This is a genomic window from Bradyrhizobium sp. 149, assembly GCF_023073915.1.
In the GTDB taxonomy this organism is placed as follows: Bacteria; Pseudomonadota; Alphaproteobacteria; order Rhizobiales; family Xanthobacteraceae; genus Bradyrhizobium.
Genome location: NZ_JADPKK010000022.1, coordinates 1883679 through 1900665 on the forward strand (window position 1 = coordinate 1883679; position 16987 = coordinate 1900665).

Sequence of the window (16987 nt, forward strand, 5' to 3'; positions counted from 1 at the left end):
CTCAACGCACCGGAATCCGGCTCTGCGACCAGCGCTGGAGCCGATTGACGGCGAAGATAATGACGAAGGACACGACGAGCATGACCACCGCGATGGCGGTTGCGTCGGCGTAGCGAAATTCAGAGAGGCGGATCACGATCAGCAGCGGCGCGATCTCGGAGACGTTGGGCAGATTGCCGGCGATGAAGATCACCGAGCCGTATTCGCCGACCGCGCGGGCGAAGGCGAGCGCGAGCCCGGTGAGCAGCGCAGGCCCGAGCGAGGGCAGGATCACGCGAATGATGGTCTGCCAGCGGCTGGCGCCAAGGCTGCCCGCGGCCTCCTCGATCTCGGGGTCGAGATCCTGGAGCACCGGCTGCACGGTGCGCACCACGAACGGGATGCCGATGAAGATCATGGCGACGAAGATGCCGACCGGCGTGAACGCCACCTTGATGCCGGCCGCCGCGAGCGGCGCGCCGAGCCAGCCCTTCTCGGCGAACAACGCGGTCAGCGCGACGCCAGCGACCGCGGTCGGCAACGCAAAGGGCACGTCGACGATGGCATCGAACAGCCGCCTTCCCGGGAAGCGGTAGCGCACCAGCGCCCAGACGATGATGCTGCCCATGACGAGATTGACGCAGGCGGCCGCAAAGGCGAGCCCGAACGACACGCGCAAGGCATTGAGCGTGCGGCGGCTGGAGAGGATGTTCCAGAACTGCTCGGGGCTCAGCTCAAGCGATTTCAGGAACAAGCCGGCGAGCGGAATCAGGATGATGATGGACAGCCAGGAAAGCGTCAGTCCCATGGTGAGACCAAAGCCCGGCAATGTCCGGCGTCGTGCTGCGATTGCGCTCACCAGGCCCCCTAAAGCCCCTCCGACAGCGCCCGATCAGTTCTTGTAGATCTGATCGAAGACGCCGCCGTCGGCAAAATGTTCCCTCTGCGCCTTGGTCCAGCCGCCGAAAAGTTCGTCGATCGTGAACAACTCGACCTTGGCGAAAGAGTTTTCATGTTTCTTAGCGATCTCGGGATCGCGCGGACGGTAGAAATTGCGTGCCGCGATTTCCTGACCTTCCTTGGTGTACCAGTATTGCAGGTAGGCATCGGCGACGCTGCGGGTGCCTTTTTTATTGGCAACCTTGTCGACGATCGTCACCGGCGGTTCCGCCAGGATCGAGAGCGGCGGCGCCGCGATCTCGAATTTCTCCGGACCGAATTCCTTGAGCGCCAGGTACGCCTCGTTTTCCCAGGCGAGCAGCACGTCACCGACGCCGCGCTCGACGAAGGTCACGGTCGCGCCGCGCGCTCCCGTGTCGAGCACCGGCACCTGCTGATACAGCTTTCCGATGAAATCCTTGGCTTTGTCCGGCGCGCCGTATTTCTTCTGCGCAAAGCCCCAGGCCGCCAGATAATTCCAGCGCGCGCCGCCCGACGTCTTCGGATTCGGCGTGATCACGGCGACGCCCGGCTTGAGCAGATCGTCCCAGTCCTTGATGCCCTTCGGATTGCCCTTGCGGACCAGGAACACGATGGTCGAGGTGTAGGGCGATGAATTCTGCGGCAACCGCTTCTGCCAGTCAGCCGCCGTGAGACCTTTGCCCGCGATGGCGTCGATGTCGTAGGCGAGCGCAAGCGTCACCACGTCGGCCTGCAATCCGTCGATCACGGCGCGCGCCTGCGAACCGCTGCCGCCATGCGACTGCTTGATCTCGACGCTCTTGCCGGTTTCCTTCTGATAGGCATTCGCGAACGCCTTGTTGAACTCGGCATAGAGCTCGCGCGTCGGATCATACGATACGTTCAGCAGATTGATGTCAGCGGCGAGAGCCGAGCTTGCCAACAAGCCTGTCACGAGCAGTCCTGCAGCGAGCGGAACGATACGGCGCATCATGTCCATCTCCATTCGCTTCGATGACGTCGATGTCAGCGAAGACCTGCGGGCATAACTCGGGGCGAAACGCGCTTAAGTCAACGGAACCGGATTTTCTTGTTCGCAAGCGGGCAGCGTGACCATGCTACGAAGTCTTCATCGTGTGGATGCCGCATTCCGTCTTGGCCCGGCCGCGCCAGCGACCGGCACGCTCATCCTCGCCTTCGGCCGTTCTGCTCGTGCAAGGCATACACCCAACCGACAGGAAACCGGACTGGACCAGGGGATGACGCGGCAATTTGGCGCGGGCGAAAATGGCCTCGAGTTCCTCGCGCGAGACATTGGCGAAGGGATTGAACTTCAATCGCGCGCCATCGTCCTCGACCACCGGAATGTCGGCGCGCGAGCTGCCCTGGAAGCGCTTGCGGCCGTTAAGCCATGCATCGAACGGCTTCAGCGCCCGGGCCAGCGGCTCGACCTTGCGGATACGGCAGCAGGCGTCGGGATCGGAAAACCAGAGGTCGCGGTCGGGATCTTCGCGCGACAGCGTCTCCTCCGCGGGCCTGATCGAGCGGACGTCCTTCAGGCCCAGCGTCGCGATCAGCGTGTCGCGATAGGCGAGCGTCTCCTCGAACAGCCAGCCGGTGTCGAGGAAGATCACGGGGATCGCCGGATCGACGTCGGCCATGACCTTCAGCAGCGTCGCCGATTCCGTGCCAAAGGACGACACCAGCGCAAGCTTGTCGCGTCCGACCGTCTTCAGCGCCGCGGCGATGATTTCGGCGGGCGAAGCATCGCGCAAGGCACAATCGAGCTCCTCCGCTGAGGGCAGCGCAGAGACGGAGATTGACGAAACTGGTGGCGCGATTGCGTTCACGTGCCGACACCCTCGGAGTGACGCAGCTGCATGCGCCGGTGCAGCGCCGTGATGCGGCCGTCGCCGGTGGGCTGGTAGAATACCGAGTAGCGCTTCGCGGTCTGCATGAAGGCTTCCGCGTCGGCCTGCTTCTTGACGTCGAAGGAATCGAAGCCGGCGCGCAGCATGAACACGAACTGGTCCCGCAGGATCTGCCCCGTCGCACGCAATTCGCCTCGGTAATTGTAACGCTCGCGCAGCAGCCGCGCCTGGCTGTAGGCGCGTCCGTCGCGGAAGGTCGGGAACACCAGCGCGACGACGGCGATCTTGCCGAGATAAGGCACCAGCTCGGCGATGTCGCGATTGTTCGGCCAGATCACGCCGACCTTGCCGGCCCGCTTGAGCAACGCATCCGCCTCGCCGACGAAGCGTTCGGCCGGCACCAGGATGTCGCCGCCCTCGGGCAGCGGCGTGTCCACGGCAAGCTTGACGAAGCTGTCGTCGGCGATCTTTCCGCCATTAACGAGTGGCATAGACGCGCTCCTTGAAGGGTTCGACACCGAGGCGTTTTACGGTGTCCATGAACAGCTCTTCCGGCCGCTCGCGCAGCGCCAGATAGGCTTCCACGATGTCCTCGACGACGTCGGCGACCTCGTCGAACTTGACGCCGGGGCCGATCAGATTGCCGAGTGCGGCACTCTCGTCGGCGCGGCCGCCGATGGTGATCTGGTAGACCTCCTCGCCGTTCTTCTCGACGCCGAGAATGCCGATATGGCCGACATGATGATGGCCGCAGGCATTGATGCAGCCGGAAATGTTGATGTGGAGACGGCCGATCAGATTGGCGAGCTCGTGATTGGCGAAGCGCCGCGTCAACTCCTGAGCGATCGGGATCGAGCGCGCATTGGCCAGCGAGCAATAGTCGAGACCCGGGCAGGCGATGATGTCGGTGATCAGATTGACGTTCGGCGTCGCCAGCCCGAGCTTGTCGAGCGCCTTCCACAGCGCCGGCAGGTCGCGCTTGGCGACGTGCGGCAAAGCGAGGTTCTGCTCGTGACCGACGCGGATCTCACCGAAGGAATATCTGTCGGCGAGATCGGCGAGCGCGTCCATCTGCTCGGCGGTGGCATCGCCCGGAGGCGCGCCGATCGGCTTCAGCGAGATCGTGACGATGGAATAGCCCTGAACCTTGTGCGGGGCCACCGAGTTCTTGCGCCACGCCTCGAAATCCGGATCGGCTGCGGCCTGGCGCAGCTCGTCCGGCATGTGCGGCAGCTTCTCGTAGGAAGGATAGGCGAAGCGCGAGCGGATGTCCTCGATCACCTCGTCGTCGATCTGGAGCGAGGAGTTGCGGATGTACCCCCACTCCTCCTCGACCTCGCGCGAGAACTTCTCGATGCCAAGCTCGTGCACCAGGATCTTGATGCGCGCTTTGTAGATATTGTCGCGGCGGCCGTACTGGTTGTAGACCCGCAGGATCGCCTCGATATAGCTGAGGATGTCGCGGCCATGGCAGAAATGCTTGATGGTCTTGCCGATGAACGGCGTGCGTCCGAGTCCGCCGCCGACCAGCACCTCGAAGCCGGTCTCGCCCTTCTCGTTCTTGATCAGCTTCAGCCCGATGTCGTGGATCTTGATCGCGGCGCGGTCATGGTCTGCCGCGGTGATCGCGATCTTGAACTTGCGCGGCAGGAACGAGAATTCCGGATGCAGCGTGGTGTGCTGGCGGATCAGCTCCGACCAGATGCGGGGATCCTCGATCTCGCCGGGCGCGACGCCGGCCCACTGGTCCGAGGTGACGTTGCGCATGTTGTTGCCGGAGGTCTGCATCGCATGGATGCCGACCTCGGCGAGATCGGCCAGCGCATCCGGCAATTCGGCAAGCTTGATCCAGTTGAACTGGATGTTCTGCCGCGTCGTGAAATGGCCGTAGCCGCGGTCATATTTGCGCGCGACGTGGGCGAGCGCCCGCAACTGGTTCGATGCCAGCGTCCCGTAGGGGATCGCGACGCGGAACATGTAGGCGTGCAGTTGCAGATAGACGCCGTTCTGAAGCCGCAGGATCTTGAACTCGTCCTCGGTGAGCTCGCCGGAGAGGCGGCGCTTCACCTGGTCGCGGAACTCCGAGACGCGCTCGTTGACGAGCGTGCGGTCGATTTCGTCGTAAGCATACATGAGAGAACGCCTTAAGCCTGGACCGGCTGTCCGATGGTCACGCCGGTGCGGCGGATCTGTTCGCGCAGATTGCCGGGTTCGATCTTGCCGTCCGCACCGACCTGTACCGGCGCGATATAGGGACCGATCGCGCCGACGTCATCGGCAACGGACTCCGCAAGCAACGCTTTCGCCTCGTCGGAGTTGCGCACGATTGCGGCTTCCGACAGGTCCGCGGACCAGCTCTTGGCGGCGGTGCGGTAAACCACGATACCGTCCCAGGTGCGGTTGGCGGTCACCACCGAGGGGCCGGCGATCTTGATCTTCTTCTGTTCAAGCGGGGAGGTCATTCGGCTGCATCCAATAGGTCAGAGATGATTTGTTTTGGGGTTTGGCGGCGAAGCGATCCGGCGTGCCGGACCACATCGCCGATGATGAGAATGGCAGGACCGCCATTTGTCCGTCGCACCAGTTCGGGCAGATCGCGCAGCGTGCCGATCGCGCCTTGTGCATCGGGACGCGTGACGCGAGCAAACACGCCAACCGGCGTCTCCGGCGAACGGCCGGCGGCAAAGAGGCCGGCGCGTATGGCCGGCGCCGCAGTCATGCCCATGTAGACCACGACGGTCATTTTGGTGTCGGTCAGCGTCGACCAGTCCACGACTTCCGCGTCGCGCGCCTTGTGCGCGGTGAGGAAGGTGATGCGGGTCGCTTCATGACGGTAGGTAAGCGGCACCTCGAAATCGGCGGCACCGCCCAGCCCTGCGGTGATGCCGGGAATGATCGAATAGGCGACGCCGGCGGCGCGCAGGGCTTCGACTTCTTCGCCGCCGCGGCCGAACACGAAGGGATCGCCGCCCTTCAGCCGCACCACGCGCTGGCCCGATTGCGCGGCCTCGATCATGCGCTGGTTGATCGCGTCCTGTCCGATGCCGGGCTTGCCGACGCGGCGGCCGACCGCAACCCGCGTGGTGTCACGGCGAATGCGGTCGAGAATTTCAGGCGAGACCAACTCGTCATGGAAGACGATATCGGCGTCCTGGAGCGCGCGCAGCGCCTTGATGGTGAGCAAGTCCGGATCGCCCGGACCGGCGCCGACCAGCGCGACCGAGCCTTCCGGCTTGTCGGCCCGTGCGAACGCGGATGGATCGGACATCGCCTTGAGCGCCGCGTCCGCCTCGCCTTTGCGGCCGGCCAGAACGGCGGCACCGATCGGGCCGTCGATGACGCGCTCCCAGAAGCGGCGGCGCAGCGGAAAATCGGCAATACGTTCGTTGATGGATTTGCGGAAGCCGCCGATGAACTCGGCGAGCTCGCCGATGCGCGCCGGCAGCAGCGCCTCGATCTTCTCGCGCACGCGCCGCGCCACCACCGGCGACGTGCCGCCAGTGCCGACAGCGACCACGACATCGCCGCGATCGACGATCGCCGGGAAGATGAAGCTCGAATGCTCAAGATCGTCCATGACGTTGACGGGCAGGCCGAGCGCCTTGGCGCGGCCCGACATCGCCACGCCGACATCGCCGGCGCCGGCGCAAACGATGGCGATGATTCCTGAGAGATCGGCGCTCAGCGGATCGCCGGTGGTGATGTCGATGCGCGCCGCGTCCTCGGAGCTTAGACCCAGGTCCTGATTGCCGTCGATCGCATGCACGCGAATGCGCGCACCGGCGGCGGCGAGCACGCGCAGCTTGGCGCGCAAAAGCTCACCCGCACCGATGAGGACCACCGGACCGGCCTTGAGATCGAGGAACACCGGCAAGAACCGCATACGATACTCGCTTCCCCTACATCCGGGGTTGACTGGAATTATTTTCTATATATGTGTCGTTTCGAGCGCGCAAAGAGAAAATTTCTTCTTCTCTTTCGCGCCGCAACTATAGAATTTTCGCCTCCAAACGCAAAGTGGCAGAGATGCATCTTCTCAAGGACGATTCCGCAGCCAATGGGCTGAGCAGCTCCGCTCTCGTCGAGCGCGTGCCTGCGCAAGAATTTTCTGCCGACCTTGCCCCGAGCATGGATCATCTCGACCAGCTCGAAGCCCAGAGCATCTATATCTTCCGCGAGGCCTTCGGCCGCCTCAAGAAGATTGCCCTTCTGTGGTCGCTCGGCAAGGACTCCAACGTCATGATCTGGCTGGCGCGCAAAGCCTTCTTCGGCCGCCTGCCGTTCCCCGCCCTCCATGTCGACACCGGCAAGAAGTTTCCGGAGATGTATCGCTTCCGCGATCACTACGGCAAGGAGTGGGATCTCGATCTGCGCGTCGAGCCCTGCCCGCCGATCGATGCCGTCGACCCAACGCTGCCGCCCGCCGCCCGTTCCGCCGCGCGCAAGACCGAGGGCCTGAAGATGGCACTCGGCAAATACGGTTTTGACGGCCTGATTGCCGGCATCCGCCGCGACGAAGAGGCCACGCGCGCCAAGGAGCGCGTGTTCTCGCCGCGCGGCTTGGAGGGCAATTGGGACGTGCGCGACCAGCCGCCGGAGTTCTGGGATCATTTCAATGCGTCGCCGCCGCAAGGCGCGCATTTGCGCATCCATCCGATCCTGCATTGGACCGAGTCCGACATCTGGGCCTACACCAAGCGCGAGAACATTCCGATCATCCCGCTCTATCTGTCGCAAAACGGCAAGCGCTATCGCTCGCTGGGCGATCAGGACATCACCAATCCGGTCGCCTCAAACGCCTCGAACATCGACGAGATCCTGATCGAGCTCGAGCAGACCAAGGTGCCGGAACGCTCCGGCCGCGCGCTCGACCACGAGACCGAGGACGCTTTCGAGCGCCTGCGTGTCGCCGGCTATCTCTGATCAAGGACGCGAGCGTCGTATGAACATGATCGTCACCCCCGCATCGCCCGCCACTCCGAACGGCACGACGCGACCACAGGTCCGCATCGTCATCGTCGGCCATGTCGACCACGGCAAGTCGACGCTGGTCGGCCGCCTCCTGCACGAGACCGGCAGCCTGCCCGACGGCAAGCTCGAAATGCTCAAGGCCGTCAGCGCGCGGCGCGGCATGCCGTTCGAATGGTCTTTCCTGCTCGACGCGCTCCAGACCGAGCGCGACCAGGGCATCACCATCGACACCACGCAAATCCGCTTCCGCACCAATTCGCGCGATATCGTGCTGATCGACGCGCCCGGCCACGCCGAATTCCTGCGCAACATGATCACCGGCGCCTCCCAGGCCGACGGCGCGGTGCTGATCATCGACGCGCTCGAAGGCGTGCGCGATCAGACCCGGCGGCACGGCTATCTCCTGCATCTGCTCGGCGTGAAGCAGGTCGCGGTTGTCGTCAACAAGATGGACCGCGTCGACTTCTCCGCCGAACGCTTCAATGAAATCAGCGACGAGATCTCGGCGCATCTGCAGGGCCTCGGCGTGAAGCCCACGGCCGTGATCCCGATTTCCGCCCGCGACGGCGACGGCGTCGCCGAGCGCACCGACCGCATCGGCTGGTACAAGGGCCCCACCGTGGTCGAGGCGCTTGACAGGCTCGAGCCGGCGCGGCCGCTGGAAGCGCTGGCGCTGCGCCTGCCGGTGCAGGCGATCTACAAATTCGACGACCGCCGCATCGTTGCAGGCCGCATCGAATCCGGCAGCCTGGTTGCCGGCGACGAGATCGTGATCATGCCGGCCGGCAAGATCGCAAAGATCAAGACGGTCGAGAGCTGGCCGGTGACGCCGGTCGCGGGCCGACAGGGCGCGGGCCGCTCGGTCGGCATCACGCTCGACCGCGAGCTGTTCGTCGAGCGCGGCGACATCATCGCGCATACGACCAGCGCGCCGCGCGAGACGCGGCGGCTGCGCGCGCGGATCTTCTGGCTGCACGACAAGCCGCTGGCCAAGGGCGACCAGCTCCTGGTTCGCTGCGGACCGAAGGAAAGCCGTGCCACGGTCGTCGCGATCGAGAAGGCGGTCGATCCCGGCGAGCTGTCGAGCGTCGAGAACAAGGCGATCGGCCGCAATCATGTCGGCGAGATCGACATCTCTCTTTCCAATTCCATTGCCACCGATCCCTACACGGAAAATCCGCGCACCGGGCGTATCGTGATCGAAGTATCCGGCCGTATCGCCGGCGGCGGTCTCGTGCTGTCAGTCGATGCCGGGCAGCGCGCCCTGCCCGTGGACATCGTGCCGGTGGAATCCGCGCTGCGGCCCGACGAGCGCTCTGCGCGCTATCAGCACAATGGCGCCGTGGTCTGGCTCACCGGGCTGCCGGCCTCCGGCAAGTCGACGTTGGCCAAGGCGCTGGAACGGCGGCTGTTTTCGAATGGCGGCTCGCCGATCCTGCTCGACGGCGACACGCTGCGCGCCGGGCTCAACAGCGATCTCGGATTCTCGACCGCCGATCGCAGCGAGAACATCCGCCGTCTCGCAGAAGTGGCGACTCATCTCGCCCGCAACGGCCACATTGCCATCGTCGCCGCCGTCTCGCCCGCCCGCGAGGACCGCGCCACCGCGCGCCGCATCGCCGACACGTCGTTCCGCGAGATTCATGTCGCGACACCGGCCGAGATCTGTGAAGAGCGCGACCCCAAGGGCCACTACAAGAAGGCTCGCGCCGGCGCGCTTCAATCCTTCACCGGCATCCTCAACGACTACGAGACGCCGCAGGCGGCCGAGCTCGTGATCGACACGTCGAGGCGGACGGTCGCCGAGGCGGCGGACGAGATCGAACAGATGCTCAAGACAACCGGCGTGCTGTTCGACGAAGTCGTGGACCTCGCCGCGAATATTTGAGGACAATGCATCCGCGCATGCGGTGCGTTCCCTCCCCACTTGTGGGGGAGGGAGCGCACTTGTGCCCGTGGCGCGGGACCAGGCTCAAACGTTTGTAAACGAGCCCACCCCGCCTCGCCTTGACATTTTGACAGGCCTCGGGGGCCTTCTCACGGCCCCGATTTTGGGGCTAATAAGACCCCGAAAGCCGCTCCTTGGAGCGCATTTTGCTGCTGTCGGATCAAAAGCAGCCAAAAACAGCCATTTCCAACGAGAAAGCCCATCATGAAACGCGTCGACGCCCACGGATTGAAGATCGCTCCCGTCCTGTTCGATTTCGTTGCCAAGGAAGCGGCCCCGAAAACCGGGATCGCGCCGGATGCGTTCTGGGCCGGGCTTGCCGCCATCATCAGGGAGCTGGGGCCGAAGAACCGCGCGCTGCTGGCGGTGCGCGACACGCTGCAGGCCAAGATCGACGACTGGCACCGCGCCAACAAGGGCAAGGCGTTCGACCTCAATGCCTATACCGCCTTCCTGAAGGAGATCGGCTATCTCGTCCCGGAGCCGGCGACGCAGAAGGTCGAGACCGCCAATGTGGACGAGGAGATCGGCAAGATCTGCGGCCCGCAGCTCGTCGTGCCCCTGACCAATGCACGCTACGCGCTGAACGCGGCGAATGCGCGCTGGGGCTCGCTCTATGACGCCTTCTACGGCACCGACGCGATCCCGCACGATCCGTCCGAGAGCGGCAAGGGCTACAACAAGGCGCGCGGCGACAAGGTGATCGCAAAAGCGAAAGCCTTCCTTGATGCCGCCGTGCCGCTGGCGACCGGCAGCCACACCGACGTTACCGCCTATAGCGTGGTCGCAGGCCAGCTCGCGGTGAAGCTGAAGAGCGGCAACGCCACCGCGCTGAAGGAGGCCGCGCAATTCGCGGGCTTCCAGGGCGATGCCGCCGCACCGAGCGCGGTGCTGCTCGCCAACAACGGCCTGCATGTCGAGGTGAAGATCGACCGCACCAGCGCGATCGGCAAGAACGATCCGGCCGGCGTCGCGGACGTGATCATGGAATCCGCGGTCTCCACCATCCTCGACATGGAGGATTCGGTCGCCGCGGTCGATGCCGAGGACAAGGTGCTGGTCTATCGCAACACGCTAGGCCTGATGAACGGCACCCTGTCGGCCGATTTCGAGAAAGCCGGCAAGACGCTGACGCGCTCGCTCAATGCCGACCGCAGCTACAAGACGCCCGACGGCAAGGGCGAGATCAAGCTGCACGGCCGCAGCCTGCTCTTGATGCGCAATTGCGGTCACCACATGTTCACCGACGCGGTGCTGGACGAAAACGGCGAGGAGATTCCGGAAGGCCTGCTCGACGCCGCCGTCTCCGGGCTTCTGGCCGTGCATGACTTGAAGGGCAATTCAAAGGTCAAGAACAGCCGCACCGGCTCGGCCTATATCGTCAAGCCAAAGATGCACGGCCCCGACGAGGTGTCGCTGACCTGCGAGATCTTCGACCGCGTCGAGAAGATGCTGTCGCTGCCCGAGAACACGCTCAAGGTCGGCATCATGGACGAGGAGCGGCGCACCACCGTCAACCTCAAGGCCTGCATCCAGCGCGCCTCCAAGCGCATCATGTTCATCAACACCGGCTTCCTCGACCGCACCGGCGACGAGATCCACACCTCGATGGAAGCGGGTCCGATGATCCGCAAGAACGAGATGAAGGCGCAGGCCTGGATCAAGTCCTATGAGGACTGGAACGTCGATACGGGCCTGACCTGTGGCCTGCCGGGCCATGCCCAGATCGGCAAGGGCATGTGGGCCGCGCCGGACAAGATGGCGGACATGCTTGCCCAGAAGCTTGCCCATCCGCAGGCCGGTGCCACCACCGCCTGGGTGCCCTCGCCGACGGCAGCGACGCTGCACGCGCTGCACTACCACCAGGTCAACGTCACCGCGCGCCAGCAGGAGCTCACCAAGGGCGGACCGCGGGCAAAACTCTCCGACATCCTCACCATTCCGGTGTCGAAGTCGAACTGGGCGCCCGACGACGTCAAGCAGGAGATCGACAACAACTGCCAGGGCATTCTGGGCTATGTCGTGCGCTGGATCGACCAGGGCGTCGGCTGCTCCAAGGTGCCTGACATCCACGATGTCGGCCTGATGGAAGACCGCGCCACCTTGCGCATCTCCAGCCAGCACCTCGCCAACTGGCTGCACCAGGGCGTCATCACCGAAGCGCAGGTGATGGAATCACTCAAGCGCATGGCGGTGGTGGTCGACAAGCAGAACGCCGGCGATCCCATCTACAAGCCGATGGCGCCCGCCTTCGACGGTGTCGCGTTCAAGGCGGCCTGCGACCTCGTCTTCAAGGGACGCGAGCAGCCGAACGGCTACACCGAATACATCCTCACCGCCCGCCGCCGCGAGGCCAAAGCTGTTGGCTGACCAGGCGGCCCGCTGATAGCCAGCCGACTAGCAACACCAGAAGCCCCGGCTCGCGCCGGGGCTTCTTCGTTTGCGGCAGCACCGCGCCCGCTAGAACACTGCCAGATATTTCAGCAGCGACACGATACCGATGATGATGACGATAATGCGCGCGATCTGCTTGGCGCGGCCGTCCATCGGCAGCATGTTGATGAGGTAAAGTACGAGAATGACGACGAGAAAGGTGACGAGTACGCCGACCAACATTGCGAGGACCCCCATTCAGGCCAATTGCTGACGATGTCTTAACGTTCAACTCCCGCGCCGGTTCCATCGAGGCAACCCACTGCAACTTCTAGTAAATACGTACTTCTACGATCAACGGGGCCGCCTAAAACTTTACCCTTTTCCTTTCAGATGCGGTCACCGTTTTGGCCCTGAGCCGCAAACGGCGTGCGATTGCCTGGTCTTACGGGCCCCTTCTTTTCCGATGTTGCCGGGGCGACTTCACGAACTTTGCAATGGGAATTGGGGACTTCAATGCTGAATCGTCTGACCGTATCCGCGCTGCTGAAGGCGGTGATCGCGATCACGTCGGTCTGTGTGGTGATCGCACTCTCGCTCACCGCCTACGAGTCCTGGGATCGCCTGAAGACCGCCAACCGCATCTCGCAGATCGCCGACACGTCCGCCGACCTGTTCAAGGCGATGCACAATCTGCGCACCGACCGCTCGACCACCTTCCGCCTCCTCAATGCGACCGAGCCGATGGACGGCGAGATCGAGAAATATCTGCGCGCCCTGCGCGATGCCCAAATGCCCGCCATGGCGCGCGCGCTCGAGCTGCTGCCGACCATCGACTTTCCGCAATCGGGCACGCTGGTGCCGGAGCTCGCGCGCCTCTACAAGCTGCTGACCGAGGAGCAGAAGCAGTTCTGGGAGGACGTTGCCAAGTCCAAGGAGCAGCGCCGCGCCGGCCTGCCCAAGGAATACATGGAAACGACCCAGGGCCTGCTCGACGTTCTCGACAAGCTCTCGAACACGTTGGCCGCCACCGTCAATCACCAGGACGCGGCGATCGACCAGCTGCTGTCGATCAAGCAGAGCGCTTGGCTGCTGCGCAACACCGCAGGCGAAGCTTCGCTGATCGTCTCGACCGGCCTCAACGCCGGCAAAATCTCGCCGGAGACCCGCTACGCCTACACCCAATATGTCGGCGGCACGGCCGCGATGTGGAAGGCGCTGGAATTGTCGACGTCCGGCATGCAGTTGCCGGCGGGGCTCGCCTCCGCGATGGCCTCTGCCAAGACCTCTTATTTCGAGCCGCAATATCTGGCCTTGCGCGACCGCCTCGCGGATGCGCTGGTCAAGGGCGAGAAGCCCGAGATGACGGCGAACCAATGGAGCCCGCTCACGGTCGGACGCATGGCCAGCGCGGTCGCGGTGGCGGAAGCGGCCCTCGACGCCGCCAAGGTCCATACGCAGGAGCAGCGCGGCGCCGCCCAGCGCGCACTGATGGTGCAGCTCACGCTGCTGGCGCTCGCCCTCGGGCTCGCCGTCGGCGCGATCATGCTGGTCAGCCGCCGCGTCATCACTCCGCTCAACACGATCAGGGACGCCATGCTGAAGGTCGCCGGCGGCGACCTTGCCGTCGACAGCGGCTATCTCGATCGCCAGGACGAGATCGGCGCGCTTGCCGGCGCGCTGGAGACCTTCAAGCAGCAGGCCAACGAGAAGCTCAAGATCGAGGCGCAGGAGCACGAACGCAATGTGGGCGCCTCCGCCCGCCAGCGCGCGGTCGAGGCCTATGTCGGCGAGTTCGAGGGCGCGGTGCGCAAGACGCTCGGCGAATTGAGCGAGGCCTCCGGGGAGATGCGCAAGACCTCGGACGATCTCTCCGCGGTGTCGCGCCAGACCAACGACCGTGTGCAGGTCGCCGGCAAGGCTTCCAATGACGCCTCGACGAGCGTCGACAGCGTCGCCGCCGCCGCCGAAGAGCTCAGCGCCTCGATCAACGACATCAGCCAGCAGGCGGCGCATGCCGCAGGCATCGCCAGCCGCGCCGTGACCCAGGCGCGCGAGACCGACGGCACGGTGCAGGGACTCCAGAAATCGGCCGGCCGCATCGGCGAGGTCGTCGGCATGATCAACACCATTGCGCAGCAGACCAATTTGCTCGCGCTCAACGCCACGATCGAGGCGGCCCGCGCCGGCGAAGCTGGCCGCGGCTTTGCCGTGGTCGCCTCCGAGGTGAAGTCGCTGGCGAGCCAGACCGCCAAGGCGACCGAGGAGATCTCCGAGCAGATCGCCGACATCCAGAAGGTCGCGGGCGACGCCATCAGCGCGATCCAGACCATCGGCGGCATCATCGGCGAAGTGAACGAGGTCGCCACCGCGATTGCCGCCGCCGTGCAGGAACAGGGTGCGGCCACGCAAGAGATCACCCGCAGCACGCAATTTGCGGCGCAGGGCACCAGGAACGTCTCGGACAACATCACCGGCGTGAAATCCAATGCGGACGCGGCTGCCGCCGCCGCCGACAACGTGAAGCACGCCTCCGAGATGCTGGAGAGCCAGAGCCGCCAGCTCGGCCATGAGGTCAGCGACTTCCTCGGCAAGATCCGCGCCGCGTAAGCGAGGCAGCGTAAACCGGCCGCGCCGTGAAGGCATGACACCCGTAATTTTACGGCAGCAGCGCTGCCTAAGTTTTTACTCTTTGCGGGCCAAATGACTGCACGCGCGCGCCGCAAGGCATCCGCGTTTGCTGCGCGCATCCCCTTGTTCGAAGTTCGGGGCTGCCGTCCATGACCTTCGAAACGCTACCCGGGTGTCCGATGCTCAATCGCCTGACCGTATCCACGCTGCTGAAGGCGGTAATATTCTCCACTGCACTCGTCGTCGTCATCGGGTTCTCGATCAGCGCATGGAGCTCATGGGTCCGGCTTCAGCAGGCCAGCCGGATGGTCGCCATAGCCGCGGCCTCGGCCGACGGGTTCAAGGCCATGGCGAACATCCGGGCCGACCGCTCGACCACCAACCGCCAGTTGACCACCGACATCCAGATCGACTCCGAGATCGAAAAATACATCCGTGGTATTCGCGACGAGCTGATGCCGGCCCTGGGGCGCGCAATCGACATTCTTCCCTCGATCGACATTCCGCAGCGTGACGCGATCGTCGCCGATCTGGCGCGGCTGAACAAGGCACTGCTGGCGCAGCAAGCCGAGTTCTGGACCGAAGTCGCCAAGCCCAAGGCGTCACGCCGGGTTGCGCTTGCCAAGGAATATCTCGAGAGCGAGGACGGGCTGACGAGCATTCTTGAAAAATTGTCGCCCGTGCTCGCAGCCAGCGTCAATCACCAGGACGCCACGATCGACCAGCTTCTGATGATCAAGCAGATGGCCTGGCTGCTGCGCCAGAACGCCGGCGAATCATCCGTTGTCGTCGGCAATGCCTTGACCAGCGGCAAAGTCGCGCCGGAGGCCCAGCTCGCCTTCACGAAATTCGTCGGGGCGACGGAGGCGGCCTGGAGCGCGATCGAGCTGGCCGCCACCGGCATGCAACTGCCGCCGGCGCTGTCCGCGTCCATGGCGGACACCAAGTCGGTCTATTTCGACCCGCAATATACCGGCACGCGTGATGGCATCATCGCGACGGTGGCGAAGGGCGAGAAGCCCTCGATGACTGCCAATCAGTGGAGCCCCTTCTCGGTCGGCCGCATGGCAAGCGCGATCAAGCTCGCCGATGCCGCGCTTGCCGCAGCCAGGGAACATGCCTCTGCCCAACGCGCCGGCGCGCAGCAATGGCTGCTGATCCAATTGGCCCTGCTCGCCGCAGCGATCGTCCTGACCGGCGCCGCGATACTCGCGGTCAGCCGCCGCGTGATCACGCCGCTGCACCGAATTCGCGATGCCATGCTCAAGGTTGCCGGTGGCGACCTCACCGTCGACAGCGGCTATCTCGCTCGCCATGACGAGATCGGCTCCCTCGCCGGTGCGCTTGAGACCTTCAAGCAGCAGGCGATCGACAAGCTCAAGATCGAGGAGCAGGAGCGCGAGCGCAACGCCGGCGCCGCCACGCGCCAGCGCGCGATGGAGACCTATGTCGGCGAGTTCGAGGGCGTCGTACGCAAATCACTGGGTGAACTGAGCGAGGCCTCCGGCGAGATGCGCAAGACCTCGGGTGACCTCTCCGCGGTATCGCGCCAGACCAACGAACGCGTCGAGGTCGCCGGCAAGGCGTCCAATGATGCTTCCATGAGCGTCGACAGCGTCGCGGCCGCCGCCGAGGAGCTTTCCGCCTCGATCAACGACATCAGCCAGCAGGCCGCGCACGCCGCAGGCATCGCCAGCCGCGCCGTCAACCAGGCGCGTGAAACCGACAGCACCGTCCAGGGACTGGCGCAATCCGCGGGACGCATCGGCGAGGTCGTGGGTCTCATCAACACCATCGCGGCACAGACCAATTTGCTGGCGCTGAATGCCACGATCGAGGCCGCGCGCGCCGGCGAAGCGGGACGCGGGTTTGCAGTTGTGGCATCCGAGGTGAAGTCATTGGCGAGCCAGACCGCCAAGGCGACGGAGGAGATTTCGGAGCAGATCGCCGACATCCAGAAGGTCGCCGGCGATGCCATCACCGCGATCCAGGTGATCGGCGGCATCATCGGCGAGGTCAATGAAGTCGCTACCGCCATCGCCGCCGCCGTGCAGGAGCAGGGCGCGGCGACCCAGGAGATCACCCGTAGCACGCAATTCGCAGCGCAAGGCACCAAGAACGTCGCGGCGAATATCACCGGCGTAAAGGCCGACGCCGACACCGCAGCCGGAGCCGCCGAAAACGTCAAGCAGGCCTCCGAAATGCTGGAGACGCAGAGCCGCCAGCTCGGTCATCAGGTCAGCGATTTCCTGGGCAAGATCCGGGCGGCGTAGGGCAACACACACTCGATGTCGTCCTGGCGAAAGCCAGGACG

General features: G+C 64.6%; 13 protein-coding genes. 5 read left to right on the forward strand and 8 right to left on the reverse strand.

Annotated elements, in window-relative coordinates:
- Position 1: 1 nt before the first annotated feature.
- The 7 genes from cysT to cysG all read right to left on the reverse strand — a co-directional run bounded on the left by cysT (position 2) and on the right by cysG (position 6633).
- Entirely contained in the window at positions 2-838 is an 837-nt protein-coding gene (cysT, locus tag IVA88_RS26730) for a sulfate ABC transporter permease subunit CysT (RefSeq protein WP_346657638.1), read from the reverse strand.
- A 33-nt stretch (positions 839-871) separates the two neighbouring features.
- Entirely contained in the window at positions 872-1873 is a 1002-nt protein-coding gene (locus IVA88_RS26735) for a sulfate ABC transporter substrate-binding protein (protein ID WP_247500130.1), read from the reverse strand.
- Between the two features lie 124 nt (positions 1874-1997).
- A complete protein-coding gene (locus IVA88_RS26740) occupies positions 1998-2729 on the reverse strand; it encodes a phosphoadenylyl-sulfate reductase (RefSeq protein ID WP_247500131.1) in 732 nt (243 codons plus the stop codon).
- Positions 2726-3241, reverse strand: a complete 516-nt coding sequence (locus IVA88_RS26745) for a DUF934 domain-containing protein (RefSeq protein ID WP_247500132.1) — start codon at positions 3239-3241, stop codon at positions 2726-2728. The genes IVA88_RS26740 and IVA88_RS26745 overlap by 4 nt, the downstream gene beginning before the upstream one ends.
- The gene (locus IVA88_RS26750; RefSeq protein ID WP_247500133.1) at positions 3228-4883 is read right to left on the reverse strand and encodes a nitrite/sulfite reductase; all 1656 of its coding nucleotides are present in this window, start codon (positions 4881-4883) and stop codon (positions 3228-3230) included. The genes IVA88_RS26745 and IVA88_RS26750 overlap by 14 nt, the downstream gene beginning before the upstream one ends.
- A gap of 11 nt (positions 4884-4894) precedes the next feature.
- The gene (locus tag IVA88_RS26755) at positions 4895-5212 is read right to left on the reverse strand and encodes a DUF2849 domain-containing protein (RefSeq protein WP_247500134.1); all 318 of its coding nucleotides are present in this window, start codon (positions 5210-5212) and stop codon (positions 4895-4897) included.
- Positions 5209-6633, reverse strand: a complete 1425-nt coding sequence (gene cysG / locus IVA88_RS26760) for a siroheme synthase CysG (protein ID WP_247500135.1) — start codon at positions 6631-6633, stop codon at positions 5209-5211. The genes IVA88_RS26755 and cysG overlap by 4 nt, the downstream gene beginning before the upstream one ends.
- A gap of 245 nt (positions 6634-6878) precedes the next feature.
- On the opposite strand from cysG, the gene cysD reads away from it, so the two are divergent.
- From cysD to IVA88_RS26775, 3 genes are all read left to right on the forward strand, one after another.
- Complete coding sequence (cysD, locus tag IVA88_RS26765) at positions 6879-7673, forward strand: sulfate adenylyltransferase subunit CysD (RefSeq protein ID WP_106942182.1); 795 nt, start codon at positions 6879-6881, stop codon at positions 7671-7673.
- Between the two features lie 19 nt (positions 7674-7692).
- Complete coding sequence (cysC, locus tag IVA88_RS26770; RefSeq protein WP_247500136.1) at positions 7693-9609, forward strand: adenylyl-sulfate kinase; 1917 nt, start codon at positions 7693-7695, stop codon at positions 9607-9609.
- A gap of 264 nt (positions 9610-9873) precedes the next feature.
- Positions 9874-12039 (forward strand): malate synthase G, encoded by a 2166-nt coding sequence (locus IVA88_RS26775; protein WP_247500137.1) that lies wholly within the window; start codon positions 9874-9876, stop codon positions 12037-12039.
- Between the two features lie 90 nt (positions 12040-12129).
- Here the strand turns inward: IVA88_RS26775 and IVA88_RS26780 are convergent, their stop codons facing one another.
- Positions 12130-12285, reverse strand: a complete 156-nt coding sequence (locus tag IVA88_RS26780; RefSeq protein WP_247500138.1) for a Thivi_2564 family membrane protein — start codon at positions 12283-12285, stop codon at positions 12130-12132.
- A gap of 273 nt (positions 12286-12558) precedes the next feature.
- On the opposite strand from IVA88_RS26780, the gene IVA88_RS26785 reads away from it, so the two are divergent.
- Both IVA88_RS26785 and IVA88_RS26790 read left to right on the forward strand, forming a co-directional pair.
- Positions 12559-14652 (forward strand): methyl-accepting chemotaxis protein, encoded by a 2094-nt coding sequence (locus IVA88_RS26785; protein WP_247500139.1) that lies wholly within the window; start codon positions 12559-12561, stop codon positions 14650-14652.
- Between the two features lie 200 nt (positions 14653-14852).
- Positions 14853-16946 carry a HAMP domain-containing methyl-accepting chemotaxis protein gene (locus tag IVA88_RS26790; RefSeq protein ID WP_247500140.1) on the forward strand — a complete coding sequence of 698 codons (2094 nt, stop codon included), beginning with the start codon at positions 14853-14855 and terminating at the stop codon, positions 16944-16946.
- Positions 16947-16987: the final 41 nt, after the last annotated feature.

Excerpts from the sequence above, each read along its gene's own strand:
- IVA88_RS26735 (WP_247500130.1), bottom strand. The coding sequence starts at position 1,873 with ATGATGCGCCGTATCGTTCCGCTCGCTGCAGGACTGCTCGTGACAGGC.
- IVA88_RS26745 (WP_247500132.1), bottom strand. The coding sequence starts at position 3,241 with ATGCCACTCGTTAATGGCGGAAAGATCGCCGACGACAGCTTCGTCAAG.
- IVA88_RS26750 (WP_247500133.1), bottom strand. The coding sequence starts at position 4,883 with ATGTATGCTTACGACGAAATCGACCGCACGCTCGTCAACGAGCGCGTC.
- IVA88_RS26755 (WP_247500134.1), bottom strand. The coding sequence starts at position 5,212 with ATGACCTCCCCGCTTGAACAGAAGAAGATCAAGATCGCCGGCCCCTCG.
- cysG (WP_247500135.1), bottom strand. The coding sequence starts at position 6,633 with ATGCGGTTCTTGCCGGTGTTCCTCGATCTCAAGGCCGGTCCGGTGGTC.
- cysD (WP_106942182.1), top strand. The coding sequence starts at position 6,879 with ATGGATCATCTCGACCAGCTCGAAGCCCAGAGCATCTATATCTTCCGC.
- cysC (WP_247500136.1), top strand. The coding sequence starts at position 7,693 with ATGAACATGATCGTCACCCCCGCATCGCCCGCCACTCCGAACGGCACG.
- IVA88_RS26775 (WP_247500137.1), top strand. The coding sequence starts at position 9,874 with ATGAAACGCGTCGACGCCCACGGATTGAAGATCGCTCCCGTCCTGTTC.
- IVA88_RS26780 (WP_247500138.1), bottom strand. The coding sequence starts at position 12,285 with ATGTTGGTCGGCGTACTCGTCACCTTTCTCGTCGTCATTCTCGTACTT.
- IVA88_RS26785 (WP_247500139.1), top strand. The coding sequence starts at position 12,559 with ATGCTGAATCGTCTGACCGTATCCGCGCTGCTGAAGGCGGTGATCGCG.
- IVA88_RS26790 (WP_247500140.1), top strand. The coding sequence starts at position 14,853 with ATGCTCAATCGCCTGACCGTATCCACGCTGCTGAAGGCGGTAATATTC.